This is a genomic window from Paenibacillus hamazuiensis (assembly GCF_023276405.1).
Taxonomy (GTDB): domain Bacteria; phylum Bacillota; class Bacilli; order Paenibacillales; family NBRC-103111; genus Paenibacillus_AF; species Paenibacillus_AF hamazuiensis.
The window spans coordinates 5,026,424-5,044,552 of record NZ_JALRMO010000001.1 but is presented as its reverse complement, the minus strand read 5'-3'; the positions used below and the strand labels follow the sequence as shown (position 1 = coordinate 5,044,552).

General features: G+C 55.3%; 16 protein-coding genes. 13 read left to right on the top strand and 3 right to left on the bottom strand.

The window, feature by feature from the left end; genetic code table 11:
• Positions 1-5: 5 nt before the first annotated feature.
• From MYS68_RS21745 to MYS68_RS21685, 13 genes are all read left to right on the top strand, one after another.
• Positions 6-2,045 carry a peptidoglycan D,D-transpeptidase FtsI family protein gene (locus tag MYS68_RS21745; RefSeq protein WP_248927860.1) on the top strand — a complete coding sequence of 680 codons (2,040 nt, stop codon included), beginning with the start codon at positions 6-8 and terminating at the stop codon, positions 2,043-2,045.
• Between the two features lie 191 nt (positions 2,046-2,236).
• Positions 2,237-2,764, top strand: a complete 528-nt coding sequence (locus tag MYS68_RS21740; protein ID WP_248927859.1) for a DinB family protein — start codon at positions 2,237-2,239, stop codon at positions 2,762-2,764.
• Between the two features lie 256 nt (positions 2,765-3,020).
• Positions 3,021-4,604, top strand: a complete 1,584-nt coding sequence (locus MYS68_RS21735) for a polysaccharide lyase family 7 protein (protein WP_248927858.1) — start codon at positions 3,021-3,023, stop codon at positions 4,602-4,604.
• Positions 4,605-4,755: 151 nt separating this feature from the next.
• A complete protein-coding gene (locus MYS68_RS21730; protein ID WP_248927857.1) occupies positions 4,756-5,184 on the top strand; it encodes a hypothetical protein in 429 nt (142 codons plus the stop codon).
• A 517-nt stretch (positions 5,185-5,701) separates the two neighbouring features.
• Positions 5,702-6,427, top strand: coding sequence for a class I SAM-dependent methyltransferase (locus MYS68_RS21725; protein WP_248927856.1), 726 nt, complete (start codon positions 5,702-5,704; stop codon positions 6,425-6,427).
• 95 nt (positions 6,428-6,522) lie between these two features.
• The gene (gene asnB / locus MYS68_RS21720) at positions 6,523-8,400 is read left to right on the top strand and encodes an asparagine synthase (glutamine-hydrolyzing) (protein ID WP_248927855.1); all 1,878 of its coding nucleotides are present in this window, start codon (positions 6,523-6,525) and stop codon (positions 8,398-8,400) included.
• Between the two features lie 80 nt (positions 8,401-8,480).
• Positions 8,481-9,224 carry a Cof-type HAD-IIB family hydrolase gene (locus MYS68_RS21715; RefSeq protein ID WP_248927854.1) on the top strand — a complete coding sequence of 248 codons (744 nt, stop codon included), beginning with the start codon at positions 8,481-8,483 and terminating at the stop codon, positions 9,222-9,224.
• 76 nt (positions 9,225-9,300) lie between these two features.
• The gene (locus MYS68_RS21710) at positions 9,301-9,783 is read left to right on the top strand and encodes a DUF456 domain-containing protein (RefSeq protein ID WP_248930980.1); all 483 of its coding nucleotides are present in this window, start codon (positions 9,301-9,303) and stop codon (positions 9,781-9,783) included.
• An 18-nt stretch (positions 9,784-9,801) separates the two neighbouring features.
• Positions 9,802-10,359 (top strand): glycerol-3-phosphate responsive antiterminator, encoded by a 558-nt coding sequence (locus tag MYS68_RS21705; RefSeq protein ID WP_248927853.1) that lies wholly within the window; start codon positions 9,802-9,804, stop codon positions 10,357-10,359.
• Between the two features lie 271 nt (positions 10,360-10,630).
• Positions 10,631-12,427 carry an ABC transporter ATP-binding protein gene (locus MYS68_RS21700; RefSeq protein ID WP_248927852.1) on the top strand — a complete coding sequence of 599 codons (1,797 nt, stop codon included), beginning with the start codon at positions 10,631-10,633 and terminating at the stop codon, positions 12,425-12,427.
• Positions 12,412-13,086 carry a response regulator transcription factor gene (locus MYS68_RS21695; protein ID WP_248927851.1) on the top strand — a complete coding sequence of 225 codons (675 nt, stop codon included), beginning with the start codon at positions 12,412-12,414 and terminating at the stop codon, positions 13,084-13,086. Before MYS68_RS21700 ends, MYS68_RS21695 begins: the two co-directional genes overlap by 16 nt.
• Entirely contained in the window at positions 13,083-14,150 is a 1,068-nt protein-coding gene (locus MYS68_RS21690; protein ID WP_248927850.1) for a sensor histidine kinase, read from the top strand. Before MYS68_RS21695 ends, MYS68_RS21690 begins: the two co-directional genes overlap by 4 nt.
• A gap of 235 nt (positions 14,151-14,385) precedes the next feature.
• Positions 14,386-15,651 (top strand): hypothetical protein, encoded by a 1,266-nt coding sequence (locus MYS68_RS21685; protein WP_248927849.1) that lies wholly within the window; start codon positions 14,386-14,388, stop codon positions 15,649-15,651.
• Positions 15,652-15,698: 47 nt separating this feature from the next.
• Here MYS68_RS21685 and MYS68_RS21680 read toward each other — a convergent pair whose 3' ends face one another.
• From MYS68_RS21680 to MYS68_RS21670, 3 genes are all read right to left on the bottom strand, one after another.
• Positions 15,699-16,025, bottom strand: a complete 327-nt coding sequence (locus MYS68_RS21680; RefSeq protein WP_248927848.1) for a YnfA family protein — start codon at positions 16,023-16,025, stop codon at positions 15,699-15,701.
• A 231-nt stretch (positions 16,026-16,256) separates the two neighbouring features.
• Complete coding sequence (locus MYS68_RS21675) at positions 16,257-17,462, bottom strand: DUF4179 domain-containing protein (protein ID WP_248927847.1); 1,206 nt, start codon at positions 17,460-17,462, stop codon at positions 16,257-16,259.
• On the bottom strand, positions 17,449-18,006 hold the full coding sequence (locus tag MYS68_RS21670; RefSeq protein ID WP_248927846.1) for a sigma-70 family RNA polymerase sigma factor: 558 nt from the start codon (positions 18,004-18,006) through the stop codon (positions 17,449-17,451). Before MYS68_RS21670 ends, MYS68_RS21675 begins: the two co-directional genes overlap by 14 nt.
• Positions 18,007-18,129: the final 123 nt, after the last annotated feature.

The following is an 18,129-nucleotide window of genomic DNA, read 5'->3' as shown; positions in this document are numbered from 1 at the left end:
AGAGCATGAAAAATAAGATGGCGGACGATCCGCAAAAACAGGAGCAGTCCAGACGAACTCATTTTACGCTGCGCATTAATTTGTTTTTTTTCGCGATCTTTTTCCTGTTTTCCGTGCTTGTGGTCAGATTGGCCATCCTGCAGTTCGTTGAGAGCAAGGAGCTCAAGGCGGAGGAGGCGAAGACGACCAAGCGGGATACGCAAATCGCGCCGATCCGGGGCAATATTTTCGACCGCAACGGGTACCCGATCGCTTCGACTACTTCAACGCAATCGCTTTACTTCCGCATGGAATCCGGCCAGAAAAAGGATGATGTAATCGCACTCGCAAACAGGCTGGCCGAGATATTTCAGCAATACGGGAAACAAGGGAAAAAGCAGTTGACCCCGCAGGATATCATCAAGGAGATGGACGTCGGTTACGATATCGATAAGAATAAGACCACGAATCCGAGCTACAGCTTCGTACCGCGGCGTATCAAGTCGGACCTCTCGAAGGAAGAAATCGCCTATTTGCTGGAGCACCGCGACGAGCTGAAATGGCTGGAGATTATGGAGGAAAGCATCCGCGTCTACGATCCCGATACGATCGCCGTGCAGCTTGTCGGGTATATGCGTCCTTTTTCCACGGCGCGGGAGCCCAAAAACGGACTGCCTTTCTACAAAAATCAAGAGGCAAACTCCGAATATTTGGACACCGAATATGTCGGTTATGACGGCATCGAGCTGATGTACCAGGATGAACTGCGCGGCAAAAACGGAGTTAAAACATATCCGGTCAACGCTTCGCAAAAAATTATCGGCAAAGTGACGATTACCCCCCCGGAAAAGGGAAATAATCTGAAATTGACGATTGATAAGAACGTGCAGCAAGTGACTGAGAAAGCGATTATGGACCAGCTTGTCTGGCTGAAATCGCCGGCGGCAAAAGCGACGCAATTCGGCTATGCGCCGAATGCGAGGTCCGGCTACGCAGTTGCAATGGAAGTGAAGACAGGCAAAGTCATTGCCATGGCCAGCATGCCGGATTACGATCCGAACAAATGGATCGGAGGCATTCCGACTTCCGAATATAATCAAATCAAGCAGTTCGTCAACAACGGCACCATCCGTGCTGCTTACCCGGATTACCCGGAAAATGAGCTGTCGAAGCATCCGAATTCCATCGTTTATATGGGCTCGACGGTCAAGCCGCTTTCCGTGCTCATCGGATTAAACGAAGGTTTGTTCGGTTTGAACGACAGGTATGATGACAATGGAACCTATTATTTCGGGAAAAACAATGCGTTTTCGATTTCAAACTCGGATAGACATTCATACGGGTCAATCAATGCGCAGCTGGCTGTCAAATATTCTTCCAATACGTTTATGTCCGCAATGATCGGTAATCCGCTTGCGCAACGATTGGGAGCGAAAGCTCCCGAGCTGTGGGAGTCGTACTTGAATAAGTTTGGTCTCGGCGTGCCGACCGGAAGCGGGTTGCCCTTTGAGTTTCCCGGCTTTAGCGAATTTAAAACCAACACCAAGGACTCGATCCAATCCCGGATGATATATGCGTCATGGGGGCAGAACGAGAAATATTCGACGTTGCAGCTTGCCCAATACGCGGTCACGCTGGCAAACCGGGGCAAGCGCATGAAACCTTTGTTTGTCGATGAAATTCTTGATTACAACAACGAACAGGTTTTGAAAAAGTTTGAGCCCGAGGTGCTCGACGAAACGACATTCCCGAAGGCGAACTGGGATGCCGTCATCAACGGCATGAAAGAAGTTAATGCTCAAGGTTTTGCCGATGCTCCCTATACGGTGGCGAGAAAAACGGGAACATCAACACAGGACGTCGATGGAAGAAAGGTAGATAACGCCGTCTTTATCGCTTTCGCGCCTGCCGAAAATCCGACGCTTGCCGTAGCCGTCGTTATACCGGAAGGCGGATTCGGCTCTTGGGGAGCCGGTCCGGTTGCCCGTAAAATTTTCGACGCTTACGATGAATACATCGGCCTGAATGGCGTGCCGAAGAAAAATAAAGCGACGACGTCGCCTTAAGATGTTAAAAAGTTCCTGCCTCTGAACTTCAGAGGCGTTTTTTTTGTAGAGGGTGCACGTGGGGATTGCCTCATATGGATAGCAATCCGTAAAAAATATATCTTCGCGAATCGTGATATAGTTAACGTGCATAAGGGTGATTGCGGGCATATCCGGGAAATTGCACATGAGCTTTAGAGGAGTGGTTCAGATTGGGTGAAGAGGATAAAGTCAACAGGTACAAATTGATTGACGAATACAAAACATGCTTACGAAGCTATTCAATTGAGCAGCTGAGGCATATTCCTGCGACCGGGGTTTGGTCACTCGGCCAAATGTACGACCATATGATCCTGACTTCCCTCGATTACTTCGACAAGGTGGAGCATTGCGTGAAAGCCGGTGAAGAGCAGCCGCTCGGAAAGACGACGGCGGGAGAAGAGTTATTCAGACTCGGCGGGTTCCCGCCGGTTAAAATTAAGCTGCCGGACGGACCGGAAAACTCGCCCAGCAATTCGGAAAGCAAAGAGGAACTTATACAAGGACTCGATCAGGTGCTGGAGCGAATGAAAGAATGGGAAGAGGCGGTAGTTACGGTAAGCCCAAATTACAAAGTGAAGCACGAAGGTTTCGGCTGGCTGAACGCACGCGAGTGGTTTGAGCTTAACGGTATGCATTTTCGCCATCATTTACGCCAGAAAAATGAGCTGGAACAGATTTGGGCCCGACGAATAAAATGATCGGAAGATTTCCCCCCTAACCCTAAACGTCGTGTAACCTGCGTCCGACCAAGGAGATGCGGGTTATTTGACGTTTTCATTGTTGGGGATCCGTGTCCGGGCTAAAATTAAACCAACTCTCCATAAAAGGAACACAATACAGCTTAAGGAATTGCTGCTATTTTATTCTTGTAAGCGCTATCTTTTTGGAAAGGAGGATGCCCAACATCACGATTTGCAGACACAACATTTGTCCAAAAAACAAGGAGGGATTAAAATGATGTTCAATTTCACGCGCAAGCTCGGATTATCCGCCTTCGGAATCGCTATGCTGCTCAGCTCCGCATTCGGCACGGTCGGCTCGGCCGCAGGGGAGGTGAAGCTGGCCGGCACCGCTTCAGCCAGCACGTACGATACCCGCTGTACATGCGACGCCTCGCAGGCTGTCGACGGAAGCCTGTCCACCCGCTGGTCCGGCGACGGGGACGGAGCATGGCTGAAGCTGGACCTCGGGTCGAACAAGACGGTCGCCTTCGTCAAGATGGCGTTCTACAACGGTTCTTCCCGCACCTTCACGTTCGACGTTCAGACGTCTACCGACAATTCCGTTTGGACCACTCGACTGAGCGGCGCGCAGAGCACGCAGAACAACAACCTGCAGACGTTCGACTTCACCGATGTGACCGCCCGCTACGTCCGGTTCGTCGGGTACGGCAACACGTCAAACACATGGAACAGCTATACCGAGGTGGAGGCGTGGGGCATCTCCGGAACGGACACGACAGCGCCGACCGCTCCGGGCAACCTGACGGCAGCGGCGGTATCGAGCAGCCAGATTAATCTGAGCTGGACGGCGTCCACCGACAACGTGGGCGTCACCGGCTACGACGTATACCGCGGCGGCGCTTTCCTGAAAACCGTGACGGGCACATCGGCAAGCGATACGGGACTGGCCGCTTCCACCACGTACAGCTACACCGTCAAAGCGAAAGATGCCGCCGGCAACGCTTCGGCCGCCTCCAATACCGCCACAGCAACCACGCAGGCCGGCAGCGGCAGCGGAACGCTGGACCCATCGAAGCCGCCTTCAGGGAATTTCGATTTGACGAAATGGAAAATAACGCTGCCCGACGCAAGCGAGGTGCAGCCTTCCGCGCTGAGCAGCGGCTACACGCACCCCGATTGGTTTTACACGGACCCGGTGACCGGCGGCATGGTGTTCGTATCGCCGAATATCGGCGATACGACCAGCAACAGCAGCTATACGCGCTCCGAGCTGCGCGAAATGCTGAATCCGTCCGCAGGTACGAAATCGCTGGGCAACAACTTTGTGACGTCCACCTCGTCGTCCGCTTCGCAGTCGCAAGCCGGCGGTGTTGACGGCACGATGAAAGCGACGCTGCGCGTCGACCGCGTGTCGACAACCGGCGACAGCTCGAAGGTAGGGCGCGTCGTGGTCGGTCAAATCCACGGCCCGGATACCGAGGTCATCCGCCTGTATTACCACAAACGCCCGTCGGACAGCAAGGGCGCGATTTATTTCGGCACCGACGACCTGAGCAACAACAATACGTACGTGAACATCATCGGCGGTCCGAGCAGCCTTAACCCTTCAAACGGCATCGAGCTCGGTCAAAAATGGAGCTATGAAATCAAACTGGCCGGTCTGCAGCTGACCGTTACGATTACGCCCGAAGGCGGATCACCGACAACGGTAACCTACACGATTCCGTCCGGCTATAACGACAAGTATTTGTATTATAAAGCGGGAGTGTACAACCAGAATAACACGGACACCTCATCCGATCAGTCCGACCATGTGAAGGCGACGTTCTTCTCGCTCACGCATACGCATCCATAAGATCAAATCCCTCAATAGAGTGGAACGGCCGCACTGCAACCGTCTTAAGATACAAGGTTCACGTTTTTTTCTCCGCGAATGTACCATCACAGGCGAGGCTGCATACTATAACAGGGGCAAATGACCATTTCATTCAAGCGGAGGTAAAAAAATGTATACCACTCAACAAATGCCTTACACAGGCATGCCGTACACATTCGGCGGTGAGCAGACGATGCCTTTTACAGGTATGCCGTACCCGTACGGTGGCCAGCAGATGATGCCTTTTACAGGTATGCCGTACACGTACGGAGGGCAGCAGACAATGCCTTTTACAGGTATGCCGTATACGTTTGGAGGCCAGCAGTCGATGCCTTTTGCAGGCATGCCGTACACATACGGAGGGCAGCAGACGATGCCATACACAGGCATGCCGTACACATACGGAGGCCAGCAGACAATGCCATACACAGGTATGCCGTACCAGTACGGCGGTGAGCAGACGATGCCTTTTACAGGCATGCCCGGTCAGCAAACGATGCCATCCTCGGGCGCTTCGTCCCTGCCGGGCACTCGTAAAACAGTGAATGGCACTAAATAAAAAACAAAACGAGAAGCTCCGAGTAGAGCAGCTAAACCATCTGCAAAGGTGGTTTTTTTGTTGTCCCGGTTTTGCACTAAGGAAAAAATTGTGCATAAGATAAACTATAGCAAAATCGATTGATAAGGAGACGATACACATGAGAAAACGAAAAATGCGATCTTCGTTTAAAAGGTTTTGGATGACGATTATATTTCTCTAGGTCAGGGGACGATTGCTGTTGTAGTGATAAAATTTATTGATCAGATTATCGTGCCGGTCCTCATTATTTCAGGAGACACCGCCCGATTTGAGCAGCCGGCGGCACAGGAACGAAATTAAGTCTTCTTCTTCTTTTTTGAGCGCGGAAACGGAAGTTTTGGCGGTTTTAACGGTGTTATATGGGCAATCTACGGACTCGGCCAAAGTATAAAAAATGCCAGCCATTGGAAAATTTGATCGGCTTGGAGTGCAGGGAATTCAACATATTTGCGGAAATGGTTATAGAAATTATTTATACGAAAGGCGGCATTTCGATATGCAAAAGGAAACGATCCAATCGATGGAGGATGTGCTTCACATGCTGGATTCGCTGCTTCGCTCTCAGGTGCAGTTTTGGGACAAATTTTATGAAGACCGTCATAAATCCGTCCCTTTCTTTGTCAACGCTCCCGACGAAAACCTCGTCGAACAAGTGGAGACAGGCGCGATTCAACCGGGCAAGGTGCTGGAGCTCGGCTGCGGTCCGGGGCGAAACGCCATATACTTGGCGAAGCAAGGTTTTGATGTGGACGCAGTCGATTTGTCGGAGACGGCGATTGCCTGGGCGCGGGAAAGGGCGGATGCGATGAACGCTCCGGTTCGCTTCAACTGCCGGTCGGTGTTTGAGCTGGAGCCGGAGCAGGAATACGACCTCGTTTACGATTCCGGCTGCCTGCACCATATTTCTCCGCACCGGAGGTTTCAATACATCCGAACGATGCACCGCGCGCTGAAGCCGGGAGGACAGCTGGGGTTGACCTGCTTCGCGCCGGGGCATGAACCGAATTCGCCGCAGGAAAAAACCGATTGGGACGTATACCGCTATTGGGGGATGAAGGGCGGCATGGCGTACAGCGAGGAGAAGCTGCGCCGGCTGCTCGGCGATTTTTTCGACAATGTGGAATTTCGCGCGATGAAGGGTGACCCCGGGAGGGAGGACGTCTTCGGCGCCGGCTTCCTGTGGGCGACGCTGTGGACGAAGAAGACGACGAGTCAAGGCTAGTCCCTAAGAACTGCGCCCCGTTTCCCGTATGCGCTGTGAATGTGGTATACTAAGGTATTAACAGCAGGCGTAATGGACATGAAAGGGGCCGGACTATGTGCGGAATTACCGGAGCATTATTTTTTGAAGACAAGGAGCCTTCGCAGGCGCTGCTTAAGCGGATGACCGACGTGATCGTTCATCGCGGGCCGGACGATTCCGGCTTTTGGACGGAAAACCGCATCGGGCTTGGCTTTCGGAGGCTGTCCATCATCGATCTGAAGGAAGGGCATCAGCCGCTTTGCAACGAGGACGAGTCCGTCTGGATCGTATTTAACGGCGAAATTTACAACTACAAATATTTGCGCAACGCGCTGATCGAAAAAGGCCATCAGTTCAAAACGCATTGCGACACCGAGGTCATCGTGCATCTGTACGAAGAGTACGGGGAAGAATGCGTGAAGCAGCTTCGTGGCATGTTCGGGTTCGTCATTTGGGACCGGAAAAAGAAGCTGCTTTTTGGGGCGCGCGACCATTTCGGCATCAAGCCGTTTTATTACCACTACGATGCGAAGCGGTTTTTGTTCGGTTCCGAGATCAAAAGCATCCTGGCGGCGGACAGCATCGAGCGGACGATACATACGGAAAGCTTGCTCAACTATTTGACGTTCCAATATGTGCCGGAACCGGACACGATGTTCCGCGGCGTGCAAAAGCTGCCTCCCGGCCACTATGTAAAAGTGACTTATGACGGCAGCATGTCCGTTCACCGCTACTGGGACCCGATGTTCGAGCCGGTGCAGCGGCCGTTTGCCGACTATGTCGAGGAAATTCGCGAGACGCTGAAAGATTCGGTCATTCATCATATGCAAAGCGATGTGGAGCGGGGCTGCTTCCTGTCGAGCGGCATCGACTCGACGGCGATTGCGACGCATATGCGGCGGATCGAGCCGATTCGCACGTTTTCCGTCGGCTTCGAAGGGCCGAACAACGAGACGGGCATTGCGAAGCAAACGGCGGATGCGCTCGATACCGAGCATTACGCGAAGGTCATTTCGCGCGAAGACTTCTTTGCCGCGCTGCCGAAGGCGATCTGGCACCAGGACGAGCCGGTGGCCGACCCGTCGGCGATCGCGCTGTGGCATGTCGCCGAGCTTGCCCGCCGGCACGTAACCGTCGTGCTGTCCGGCGAAGGCGCCGACGAGCTGTTCGGCGGCTATCGCATATACCGCGAGCCGCTGTCGGTGGCGCCGCTCGCGCGGCTGCCGCGCCCGGTGCAGCGGCTGCTGCACGCGCTCGCGCGGATTATGCCGGCCGGGCTGTACGGCCGGAACTACCTGCTGCGCGGCACGACGCCGCTCGAAGAGCGATTCATCGGCAACGCGAAAATTTTCAGCGAAGACATGAAAGCGGAGCTCGTCCGGATCGGCGAGGAGATGCTGCGCACGTACCGGGGGCCGCTGCAGGTGGCGAAGCCGTTTTACGACCGGACCCGCCATCTCGACCCGGTGACGCGCATGCAGTACATCGACATGAACCTGTGGATGCCGGGAGACATTTTGATGAAGGCCGACAAGATGACGATGGCGCATTCGCTGGAGCTGCGCGTGCCGTTTTTGGACGTCGAGGTGTTCGACGTGGCGCGGCGCATTCCGGCAGAGTACCGCATCGCGGAAGGCACGACCAAATATATTTTCCGCAAGGCGATGGAAGGCATCATTCCGGATTTTATCCTGAACCGGCCGAAGCTCGGCTTCCCGGTTCCGATCCGCGACTGGATGAAAGGGCCGCAGGGCGACCTGATCGTGGAGCAAATCGCGGCAAGCGGCATCGACGATTATATCAACGTGGATACCGTGCGTGCGATGCTGGCGCGGCATAAGAGCGGTAAAGGCGACTATTCGCGCCGCTTGTGGACCGTGTATGTATTTGCTCTATGGCACACGACTTACATGGAGGAACTGCCGAAGCCAAGCCTTGCGGGGGCGGTTTGATCATAATAAAAGGGAAGGTATGTATCGCACGGCGGCGCCGCGCGTGCATACCTTTTGCCGTTAAAGAAAGGGAGAGCAGGATGGGAAACTACAAGCTGGTCGCATTGGATATGGACGGCACGTTGTTAAACGAGGAGAAGCTCATTTCGGAGGAAAACCGCCGGGCGATCAAGGCTGCGACGGAAGCGGGAGTTACGGTGATGTTATGCACCGGCCGCGGCGTGCCGAACATTATGTCTTACGTCGACGAGCTTCAGCTGAAATCGCCGATCGTAGCGGTCAACGGCAGCGAAGTATGGAAGGCGCCGGGCGAGCTGTGGAAACGGGTTACGATGGACAGCGCGCTCGTAGACCGGATGCGGCAAATCGCCCTGCGCCACGATGTATGGTATTGGGCGTATTCCGTCGAAGGAGTGTACAACAAAAACAACTGGTCGGTGGACGCGATCGACGAGGTCAAGTGGCTCAAGTTCGGGTACCATATCGACGATACCGATGTGCTTGCTTCCGTGCGCGGGGAACTGGCTTCCTGGGGGGCGCTGGAAATTACAAATTCCCACCCGTGCAACATCGAGCTCAACCCGAAGGGGATTTCCAAAGCAAGCGGGCTTAGAGAGGTATGCGCCTTGCTCGGGCTCGAAATGTCGCAGGTCGTCGGGATGGGCGACAGCCAGAACGACCTGGAGATGATCCGCGCGGCCGGTCTCGGCGTGGCGATGGGCAATGCGCAGGAGGAGATCAAGCGGGAAGCGGACTTGGTGACGGTCACCAACGAAGAGGACGGGGTGGCCCGCGTCATATGGGAGCAGGTGCTGGGGAGATAGGCGCCATGAAACGATAAGCGCAGCGGGCCGTATTATGTTGTGCAGCTGCGATTCGAAGTGAAGGAGGTGCGTAAGCATCGTCACATTGGCATGGATTATTGTAGTCGCGCTTTTTCTGATCGGCATGGCGGGGGCGGTGTACCCGGTGCTCCCGGGCGTGCTGGCGATTTACGGCGCATTTTTCGTATACGGGTTTATGATTGGCTTTGAGCCGTTCGGCTTCTGGTTCTGGTTCATTCAGACGACGATTGTGGCCGTTATCATCATCGCCGATTATGTGGTCAGTGCGTACGGCGTGAAAAAATTCGGAGGCACCCGCGCCTCCGTGATCGGCAGCACGATCGGCCTTTTGATCGGCCCGTTCGTCATCCCGGTTGCCGGTCTGCTCGTCGGGCCGTTCCTCGGCGCCTTCATCGGCGAGATGACAACCGGTGCGGATATGCGGCAATCGGCGCGGGCCGGCATCGGGGCGCTCGTCGGATTTTTCACGAGCGTCGTTGTCAAAGTGGTGCTGCAGCTCATGATGATCATTGTGTTTGTCATTTGGCTGCTGTTGTAACCGGAGGAGGGAAACCGCTTGAGCTTTTTTGGCCAAAGCATATTGCCCGCAGTGCGCAAAATGAAAGATTTTGAGCTGCTGCTCGGTACTCCCTATACGTATTTGGTGCTGCTCGATACGCACATTTCGCAGCTGGGCAGCGTGGCGAACGCGGCGAAGCAGCATAACAAGCAGCTGCTCGTTCACGCCGACCTGATTCACGGGCTCAAAAACGACGAGCCCGCCGTCGATTTTTTATGCCAGACGATCCGGCCGGCCGGCATTATTTCCACCCGCAGCAGCGCGATCATGACGGCAAAAAAACATAAGGTGCTTGCGGTACAGCGCCATTTTTTACTTGATTCGACGGCGCTTGAGATGACCTATAAAATCACGGAAAAAACGCAGCCCGATTTTATCGAAGTGCTGCCCGGCGTCATGCCGCATATCATTGCGGAGCTGAAGGAGACGCTGAGCATTCCGATTTTGACCGGCGGGCTCATCCGTTCGGTGGAGGAAGCGGACCGGGCGCTTGCGGCTGGGGCGATTGCAATCACGACCTCGAAGCGGGATATTTGGAAGCATTATATAAGCTAGAACGATCGTCGACCTTGCGCAGAGCCGCGGGGTCTTTTTTTGTAGGCGGCCGAGCCGGGTCCATCCGTTTGCGGCGGTTGTATTTCGGGCAGCCGAAAGTGTAACTTATAAGAAAGATGAGACGAAGGCCGAAGGCGTTTTTCGGTTTAATACTCTGCCTGCCTGAGGCGCAGGGCTTCTTGCTGTCGTTTAAACTCCGTTTAAACAATCCGGTTATTCTCGGTATGTGCCAAACATTGGAGCACGAAACGTAAGCAAGGAGGAATTTACGATGAGAGAACCCTACTCCGATACGAATACGGGGGAGAAAGCTCCGGTCAATCTGCCGCTGTTTTGGCGGCTTATCCGGCAAAGCCGGCCATCTCCCATGATGCTGGGCATTGCGCTCGGACTCAGCGTGACGTCGACACTGCTGGGGCTGGCCGTCCCGCTGATCATGAAGCATTTCGTCGACGGCTTCTCGCTGACATCCGTCAGGCCGGGCCAGATCGCTTGGCTCGCGGCGGCGTTCGTACTTCAGGCTGTGGCCAGCGGCGTGTCTTTGTTTTTGCTCAGTCAGGTCGGGCATCAGCTTGTCGCTTCGCTCAGAGACCGGTTATGGAAGAAGCTGCTCGTACTGCCGGTATCGTATTACAACCGCACCGAATCCGGAGAGACGTTAAGCCGGCTGACAAACGATACGGCAGTGATCAAAAACCTGATCACGGAAAATTTATCCGGCCTGCTGACGGGGCTCATTTCGATCGTCGGCTCGGTGGCCGTATTGTTTTACCTCGATTGGAAAATGACGCTGCTGCTGCTGATCGCTGTGCCGCTGTGCATGGCTATCCTGATGCCGCTCGGACGGCAAATGTTCAAAATTTCCAAGGAGCAGCAGGCGGAGACGGCGCGCCTGACAGCGACGCTCAGCCGGGTCATCTCGGAAATCCGTCTCGTGAAAACGTCCGGTGCGGAGCGCCGCGAATACGATAACGGCAAAAACGGCATCCTGACCTTGCTTCGCTACGGCATTAAAGAAGGCATGGTGCAGGCCGTCATCTCTCCGGTTATCTTCTTCGTCATCATGCTGATGCTGGTGATGATTCTCGGCTACGGCGGCATCCGGGTGGCGAGCGGCGAGCTGACCAGCGGCGATTTGATTGCGTTTATTTTGTACCTGTTCCAGATCGTCATGCCGATCAACCAGATCACCGGCTTTTTTACGCAGCTGCAAAAAGCGATGGGCGCAACGACCGCGATCATCTCGACATTGGAGCATGAGGAGGAGGAGCTGTACGCCGGAGCCGCCGTGCAGGACGCGGATTTGCCGATCGCGCTGGAGCGGGTGACGTTCGGCTACAATCCGGGCGAGCCGGTGCTGCAGGATGTCAGCTTCACGATTCCGGCCGGCAAAGTTACTGCAATCGTCGGCCCGAGCGGCAGCGGCAAATCGACGCTGTTCGCACTGCTCGAGCGCTTCTACGCCGCAGAATCCGGCGCCGTCCGGCTCGGCGGCGAGCCGATTGAGACGTATGCGCTGTCGTCCTGGCGCAGCCACATCGGCTATGTCTCGCAGGAGAGCCCGCTCATTGCCGGCACGATTCGCGACAACCTGACCTACGGCTTGCCGAAGCCGGTCTCCGAGCAGGAGATGAAACGCGCGGCGCAGATGGCGTTTGCCGACGGGTTCATCATGGAGCTTCCGGAGCAATATGACACTGAAGTCGGGGAGCGCGGCGTCCGTCTCTCCGGAGGTCAGCGGCAGCGCATCGCGATTGCCCGCGCGCTGCTGCGTAATCCGCGCATCCTGATGCTCGACGAAGCGACTTCCAGCCTCGACAGCAAGTCGGAGATGATGGTGCAGCAGGCACTCGGACGCCTGATGCAGGGACGGACGACGCTGGTGATCGCACACCGGCTGGCGACGGTCGTCCACGCCGATCAGATCGTATTTTTGGAAAAAGGCAGGGTGACCGGCATCGGTACGCATGAACAGCTGACGAGATCGCATGAATTGTACCGGGAATTTGCCGCCCACCAGCTGCAGCAGCCCGTGGAGGAGATGAGCGAAACATGGCCACTATCCTGATCGTCGATGACGACCCGCATATCCGCGAGCTTGTCCGCGTGTTTTTGCGGTCGGAAGGATTCGATACGGAGGAAGCGGAGAATGGCGAGGAAGCGCTGGCCCGGCTCGAGAAAACGAAGGCCGACCTGGTCATTCTCGATATCATGATGCCGAAAATGGACGGCTGGGAGCTGTGCCGACAACTGACGGAGCTTTATGACCTGCCCGTGCTGATGCTGACGGCAAAGGGCGAAACGATGCATAAGGTCAAAGGCTTCCAGCTCGGCGCCGACGATTATTTGGTGAAGCCATTCGAGCAGCTCGAGCTGGTGGCGCGCGTGCGGGCGCTGCTGAAGCGTTACCGGATCGCGGCGTCGCAGACGGTGCAGGTCGGCTCACTGTACATGAACCGCCGCACATTCGAGGTGACCGTAAGCGGAACGCCGCTTACGCTGCCGCCCAAGGAGTTCGAGCTGCTGTTCAAGCTGGCCGGCTACCCCGGCAAAACGTTCGCACGCGAGCAGCTGATCGAGGACATTTGGGGATACGACTTCGACGGCAATGAGCGGACGCTCGACGTGCATATCAACCGGCTGCGCGAACGTTTTCCCGAAGAGCGCCATTCGTTCCGGATTCGGACGATTCGCGGCATCGGGTATAAGCTGGAGGTCTCCACATGAGGACGGAAGTGCGCAGAAAGCTGTGGCGGCGAGTGGCATTAGGCTTGTCATTGATGTTTTCCGGACTCGCGATCGGCTGGTTTTTGGCATACTGGGGGACCGCCTGGGCATATTTGAAGATCGGCTGGACTCCGGAAGGCGTAGCCCGGGAGCTCGTCAATAACTTTCTCGGCTTCTTTTTTCTTTTTGCGGTAATGAGCATTATCGGACGCATTTACCGGCGTAATCCTCAAGTCCGTTTTGTAGAAAGCCTGATCGCGGCGCTCCGGCAGATCGCCAAGGGAGATTTCAACGTCAATCTGGAGAACAAGGAACCGGTCGGTCCCTTCAACGAACTGGTGGACAGCATTAACGATATGGCGAGCCAACTCGGGCAGATGGAAAAAATGCGCCAGGAGTTCGTCTCCAACGTCTCCCATGAAATTCAGACGCCGCTCGCCTCGATCAGCGGGTTTGCCCGCGCTTTGCGCAAAGAGGATTTGACGCCCCATGAACGGAATCATTACCTGGATATTATCGAAACGGAAAGCAAGCGGCTGGCCAGGCTGAGCGACAATCTGCTCAAGCTGACGTCGCTCGAATCGCAGCATCATCCGTTCGAGCTCAGACCTTACCGGCTCGACCGCCAGCTGCAAAATCTGATTGTGGTCTGCGAGCCGCAGTGGGCGGACAAGGACATCGAGATGAGCGCCGAGCTGGACAAGCTCAGCGTGACGGCCGACGAGGAGCTGATGAGCCAGGTGTGGATCAACCTGATCCACAACAGCATCAAGTTCACTCCGCAGGGAGGGGCGATTCATATTCGTCTCCGGCGGAATGGGGAATATGCCGAGGTCGACATCCGCGACAACGGCATCGGGATGAACGGGGAAGATCAGGCTCACATGTTCGAGCGGTTTTACAAAGCCGACAAATCGCGCAACCGCGCGGCGGGCGGCAGCGGGCTCGGGCTGGCGATCGTCAAAAAGATCGTCGACATGCACGGCGGGGCGATCCGCGTCGTGAGCCGCCCCGGCGAAGGGACGACGGTGACGGTTGCGCTGCCGCGCGCGGAAAACGTCTGATGCTCTCCAGAACCGGGGGTGCATCAAGACGGCCGCACCGAGGGGGATGCGGGCAATGCTGTCAGGTTCAAGTCAGCTTTGAAAGCCTTTTTTTTCGAAAAGTCCAACCGGATCAATAAAGTGCTATCCGCCAAATGCCCGTGAACAAAAAAATACGATTGATTCCAAAGCGGCCGCGGGCTACATTAGGAGCAGGTTACCTCATTATTACGTTGGCAAGGGAGAATGATCAGGAATGGTCGACAATCAGCGGGAACCTTACCTCCTGGGAAAAGTGGACATTCGCGCGGCCGGGCCGCGCTGCAAAATGCTGCTCGGCGATCTGAACGGGGACGGACGTATGGAAATGTTGATGGTGCAGCCGGGCAAACGCAAGGACGTGCGGTACATTCCACACCAGACAGGGTGCCTCACGGCATTCGATCTGGAGGGGAACTTGCTTTGGCAGCTCGGGACTCCAAGCGAAGACGCAGGCGGGCCCGGGGCGGATTATCCGGCGCAAATCTATGATTGGGACGGTGACGGCCGGCTCGAGGCGCTGTGCGTCATGGAGGACAAGCTGCTTGTTGTGGACGGAGCCAGCGGGCGGATCAAGCGGTCGCATGCGCTACCGGATCCCGAGGCTCACGACTGCATCATCATCGCGAATGTGTCGGGCAAGGAACGGCCGGGCGATCTTATTTTGAAAGACCGCTATCGCCGGCTGTGGGTGATGGACAACGACTTTAACCTGCTTTGGAAACATGAAGGGAATGTCGGGCATTTTCCGTGGGTGTACGATTGGAACGGCGACGGCTTCGACGAAGTGATGGCAGGGTACGATCTGCTCGACCGCCGGGGGAAGGTGCTGTGGTCGTGCCGCGATTTGGACGATCATGCGGACTGCGTATGGACCGGGGATGTAAACGGCGACGGGGAACCGGAGATCGTTGTAGGCGGAAGCGTGACGGTCATGTATGGCCGAAGCGGAAAAGAACTTTGGCGCTACGAAGGTTCGGTGGAATCGCAGCACGTTGCGCTCGGCAAGTTCCGGGACGATTTGCCCGGGCTGCAAATCGCCGGCCTGGATCGGCTCGTACGCGAGGATACGGGCAGCGGCCGGAAGGGCAAGGATGCTTTGTTCCTGCTTGACGCGGAAGGGAAGGAAATTTGGAAAGAAAATCGCGCAACGTCCGGATGGCTGACGATCATCGAGACGATCAGAGGATGGGACGATGGCCCGCTCGACTACATACTGGCTTACCGGAGAGGCGGAGGAGTATTTCCTGCGCTGTACGACGGCCATATGAATGTCGTGGTGCAGTTCCCGGCGGAAGGTTACGCGGCTCATGCAGATTTGCTCGGGGCAGGATCGGAGCAGGTCATTATATACGACCATGAGACCGTTTCGATTTTCTCCAGCCGTAAAAAGGACTTGGCCCGGTCCGCTTCGGGGCGGCCGCTGAAACAAACTAAGCGCCTCTACAGCTCCACGTTGTATCCGGGTGGGGAATGGTTGTAAGACGCGAGGTCGGCGTTCTCTATTTTGAAAGGGAAGCCGACCGTTCTTTATGATCTCGGCGCCCACAACATGATGGACACTCCCGCGAGGCAAACGGCGGCTCCAATCCAGTCGTAAAGATCGGGTGTCTTTTTATCGACAAACCAGCCCCATAATACGGCGAGAGCCACAAATACGCCTCCATACGCAGCGTAAACGCGTCCGAACGAAGGAAAGCTTTGCAAAGTGGGGATAATACCGTACAAAATAAGAATGACGCTTCCGACCACCCCATACCACAAAGGCTTTGATTCTCTCAGCCAAAGCCAAACCATATACCCTCCGCCAATTTCGGCAAGCCCGGCCAGCGTAAATAAGATAATTGCCATCAACATTACAGCATCCCCTCCTGATTTCAACCGTGCTTTTCCATTTTAAACTACGGAATAGTAATCCGTAATATAAAAAAGATTTGCTCCGAACGCAACCATGTTACGCGTCGCGGAGCAAACCAGGCTAAAAAATACGGTTTGATATGCCGGCGGTCAACTTGATCTTGTCCGGAAATGCCTCAAGATCGCCTACGAGCCAGGAAGGATCGAACAGTTCCAAATCTTCCTCATCTCTTAGAAACGTCCGTACAGTTTTTCCAAGCCGGAGTGGTCCACCGGAATAATAATTTCCAGGTCTTGCAAATATGTCTTGACAATCTCTCCTTCGCCGTCCAGCTTGTAACTCCCGGCATTGGCCGACGGGTCCGCGAATTCCGGCAAAAACGCCTTGAGCGTCACCGATTTCGGCGCATCCGCAAAGCGGTCGAACAGCAATTCGGATATCATTTCCTTTTGCTCGTTATCGCTGTAAACTCCGATACCGGAAACAAGGCCCAATTGCCTGCCGCTATCGTCCCAGAGCTCGTAATGGATATTGTCGGCGAGAAGTTTGGCCGTTTTGTCGCTTGATTGCAGGTTGACATTTACAAGTGTCGTTATCGGGGTAAATTCGATACGCTCCAGCGTGAGCTTAACTCCGTTCCACTCCTTCGACTGTTTGAAGGGTGTGACCAGACGCTCCGTGTTTTTGCGAACGGGAAGCTCGAAGACAAAAGGCTCTTCGACGCCTTCCAGCCATATTTTGGCCGTCAGTACGAAGCGGTCCGGCAGAACGTTTGCCGATCCGCCGCTTAGCCCGGAAAAAGTGGTCAATTCAAAAAGCATCGCATTGGGATCGGATGTCGGACTCCCTTTCAAGCCGACTCTCATCTTGTCTTGATAATCGTAAGATGGGGTGCCGTCGATAAGCATTTCGAAGTGATTGACGGCGCCGCGCGGATAAGACGATAAGCCTTTATTTGCGGTCATGAAGTCCATAATGCCCCCGGTAAACCCTTCCCCCTCACGTTTAATGGCCACGGACAGGCGCATGCCGTCAAATACAAGCTGGGGAACGCGGAGGGTGATCCCCCCATGGGTTGCGCTGGCGTCCAGCTCGGCCGCCAGCCCGCGCTCCTCCGCGGTCCGCAAGCCAAGGTCGTCCGCCAGCCTGAAGATGCCGCCGATCAGCGGAAGACTTTTGAGCGATCCGGCCATCGCCGGGGACACCGCGGCGCTGCACAGCCCTCCGGTCACGGCGATAATTGCAGCGGCGGACACCGCTCCAACCGCCTTGCGAATTTTGGGAAGACGGATTTTGGGGCCGGTATTGGTCTGCAGCGGGAGGTCGGCCAGGGATGCGTAGATTTCGTCCTGGCGGCGGCGAATCATTTCCGGTACCGCGGGCAGCCGTTCCCTGCCCACTTCCCGAAGTTCTCTATCAAGGTCAGATGTTTTCATAGGCGAGCTTCCCCCCACGTTTTTGTTTCACTTCATCGGCCAGTACCCCGCGGGCCCGGTGCAAACGCGCTCTCACGGCTCCTTCGGAAATATCCAGTACACCGGCGATTTGTTTGATCGGCAAATCCTGATAATAAAATAAATGGATGACGATTCGCAACGATTCGTCCAGATTTTCCACCGCCTCCCGAAGGTCGAGCTTGCGGCTGTTCCCATAGTAATCGGGTAAGCGTTCCGTGTCCGACGGTTCCGGAGGTTCCGTCATGGCGACGGTTTTATTGCGACTGCGCAGCAATTGATTGCATTCATTGATCAGAATCCGGATAACCCAGGTTTTAAAATATTTCGGATTGCGCAATGCGGACAATGATTTATACGCTTTAAGCGTGGTTTCCTGAAACGCGTCCGCACAGTCTTCATCCCGTCTCACGATGGACTTGGCCAAGCGGTACAGCTCGGGTTCCAGCCTCCGGAAGAGCCGGATAAACGCTTCGCGATCTCCCTGCTGCGCCTGCCTGACCTCCAATTCCATATTCTGCTGCACGAATTTCATCTCCTTCTCGAGGGCCCTCTATGGATTAGATGGGCCAGCATACGAAAATGTTATATATCAACGAAAAAAGAAACGAGGAAGTTGCAGCGTTATTCCACTCAAATAGCAATCGAA

Coding starts and splice junctions, on each gene's coding strand:
- MYS68_RS21745 (WP_248927860.1), top strand. CDS start 6: ATGAAAAATAAGATGGCGGACGATCCGCAAAAACAGGAGCAGTCCAGA.
- MYS68_RS21735 (WP_248927858.1), top strand. CDS start 3,021: ATGATGTTCAATTTCACGCGCAAGCTCGGATTATCCGCCTTCGGAATC.
- MYS68_RS21730 (WP_248927857.1), top strand. CDS start 4,756: ATGTATACCACTCAACAAATGCCTTACACAGGCATGCCGTACACATTC.
- MYS68_RS21725 (WP_248927856.1), top strand. CDS start 5,702: ATGCAAAAGGAAACGATCCAATCGATGGAGGATGTGCTTCACATGCTG.
- asnB (WP_248927855.1), top strand. CDS start 6,523: ATGTGCGGAATTACCGGAGCATTATTTTTTGAAGACAAGGAGCCTTCG.
- MYS68_RS21715 (WP_248927854.1), top strand. CDS start 8,481: ATGGGAAACTACAAGCTGGTCGCATTGGATATGGACGGCACGTTGTTA.
- MYS68_RS21700 (WP_248927852.1), top strand. CDS start 10,631: ATGAGAGAACCCTACTCCGATACGAATACGGGGGAGAAAGCTCCGGTC.
- MYS68_RS21695 (WP_248927851.1), top strand. CDS start 12,412: ATGGCCACTATCCTGATCGTCGATGACGACCCGCATATCCGCGAGCTT.
- MYS68_RS21690 (WP_248927850.1), top strand. CDS start 13,083: ATGAGGACGGAAGTGCGCAGAAAGCTGTGGCGGCGAGTGGCATTAGGC.
- MYS68_RS21685 (WP_248927849.1), top strand. CDS start 14,386: ATGGTCGACAATCAGCGGGAACCTTACCTCCTGGGAAAAGTGGACATT.
- MYS68_RS21680 (WP_248927848.1), bottom strand. CDS start 16,025: ATGTTGATGGCAATTATCTTATTTACGCTGGCCGGGCTTGCCGAAATT.
- MYS68_RS21675 (WP_248927847.1), bottom strand. CDS start 17,462: ATGAAAACATCTGACCTTGATAGAGAACTTCGGGAAGTGGGCAGGGAA.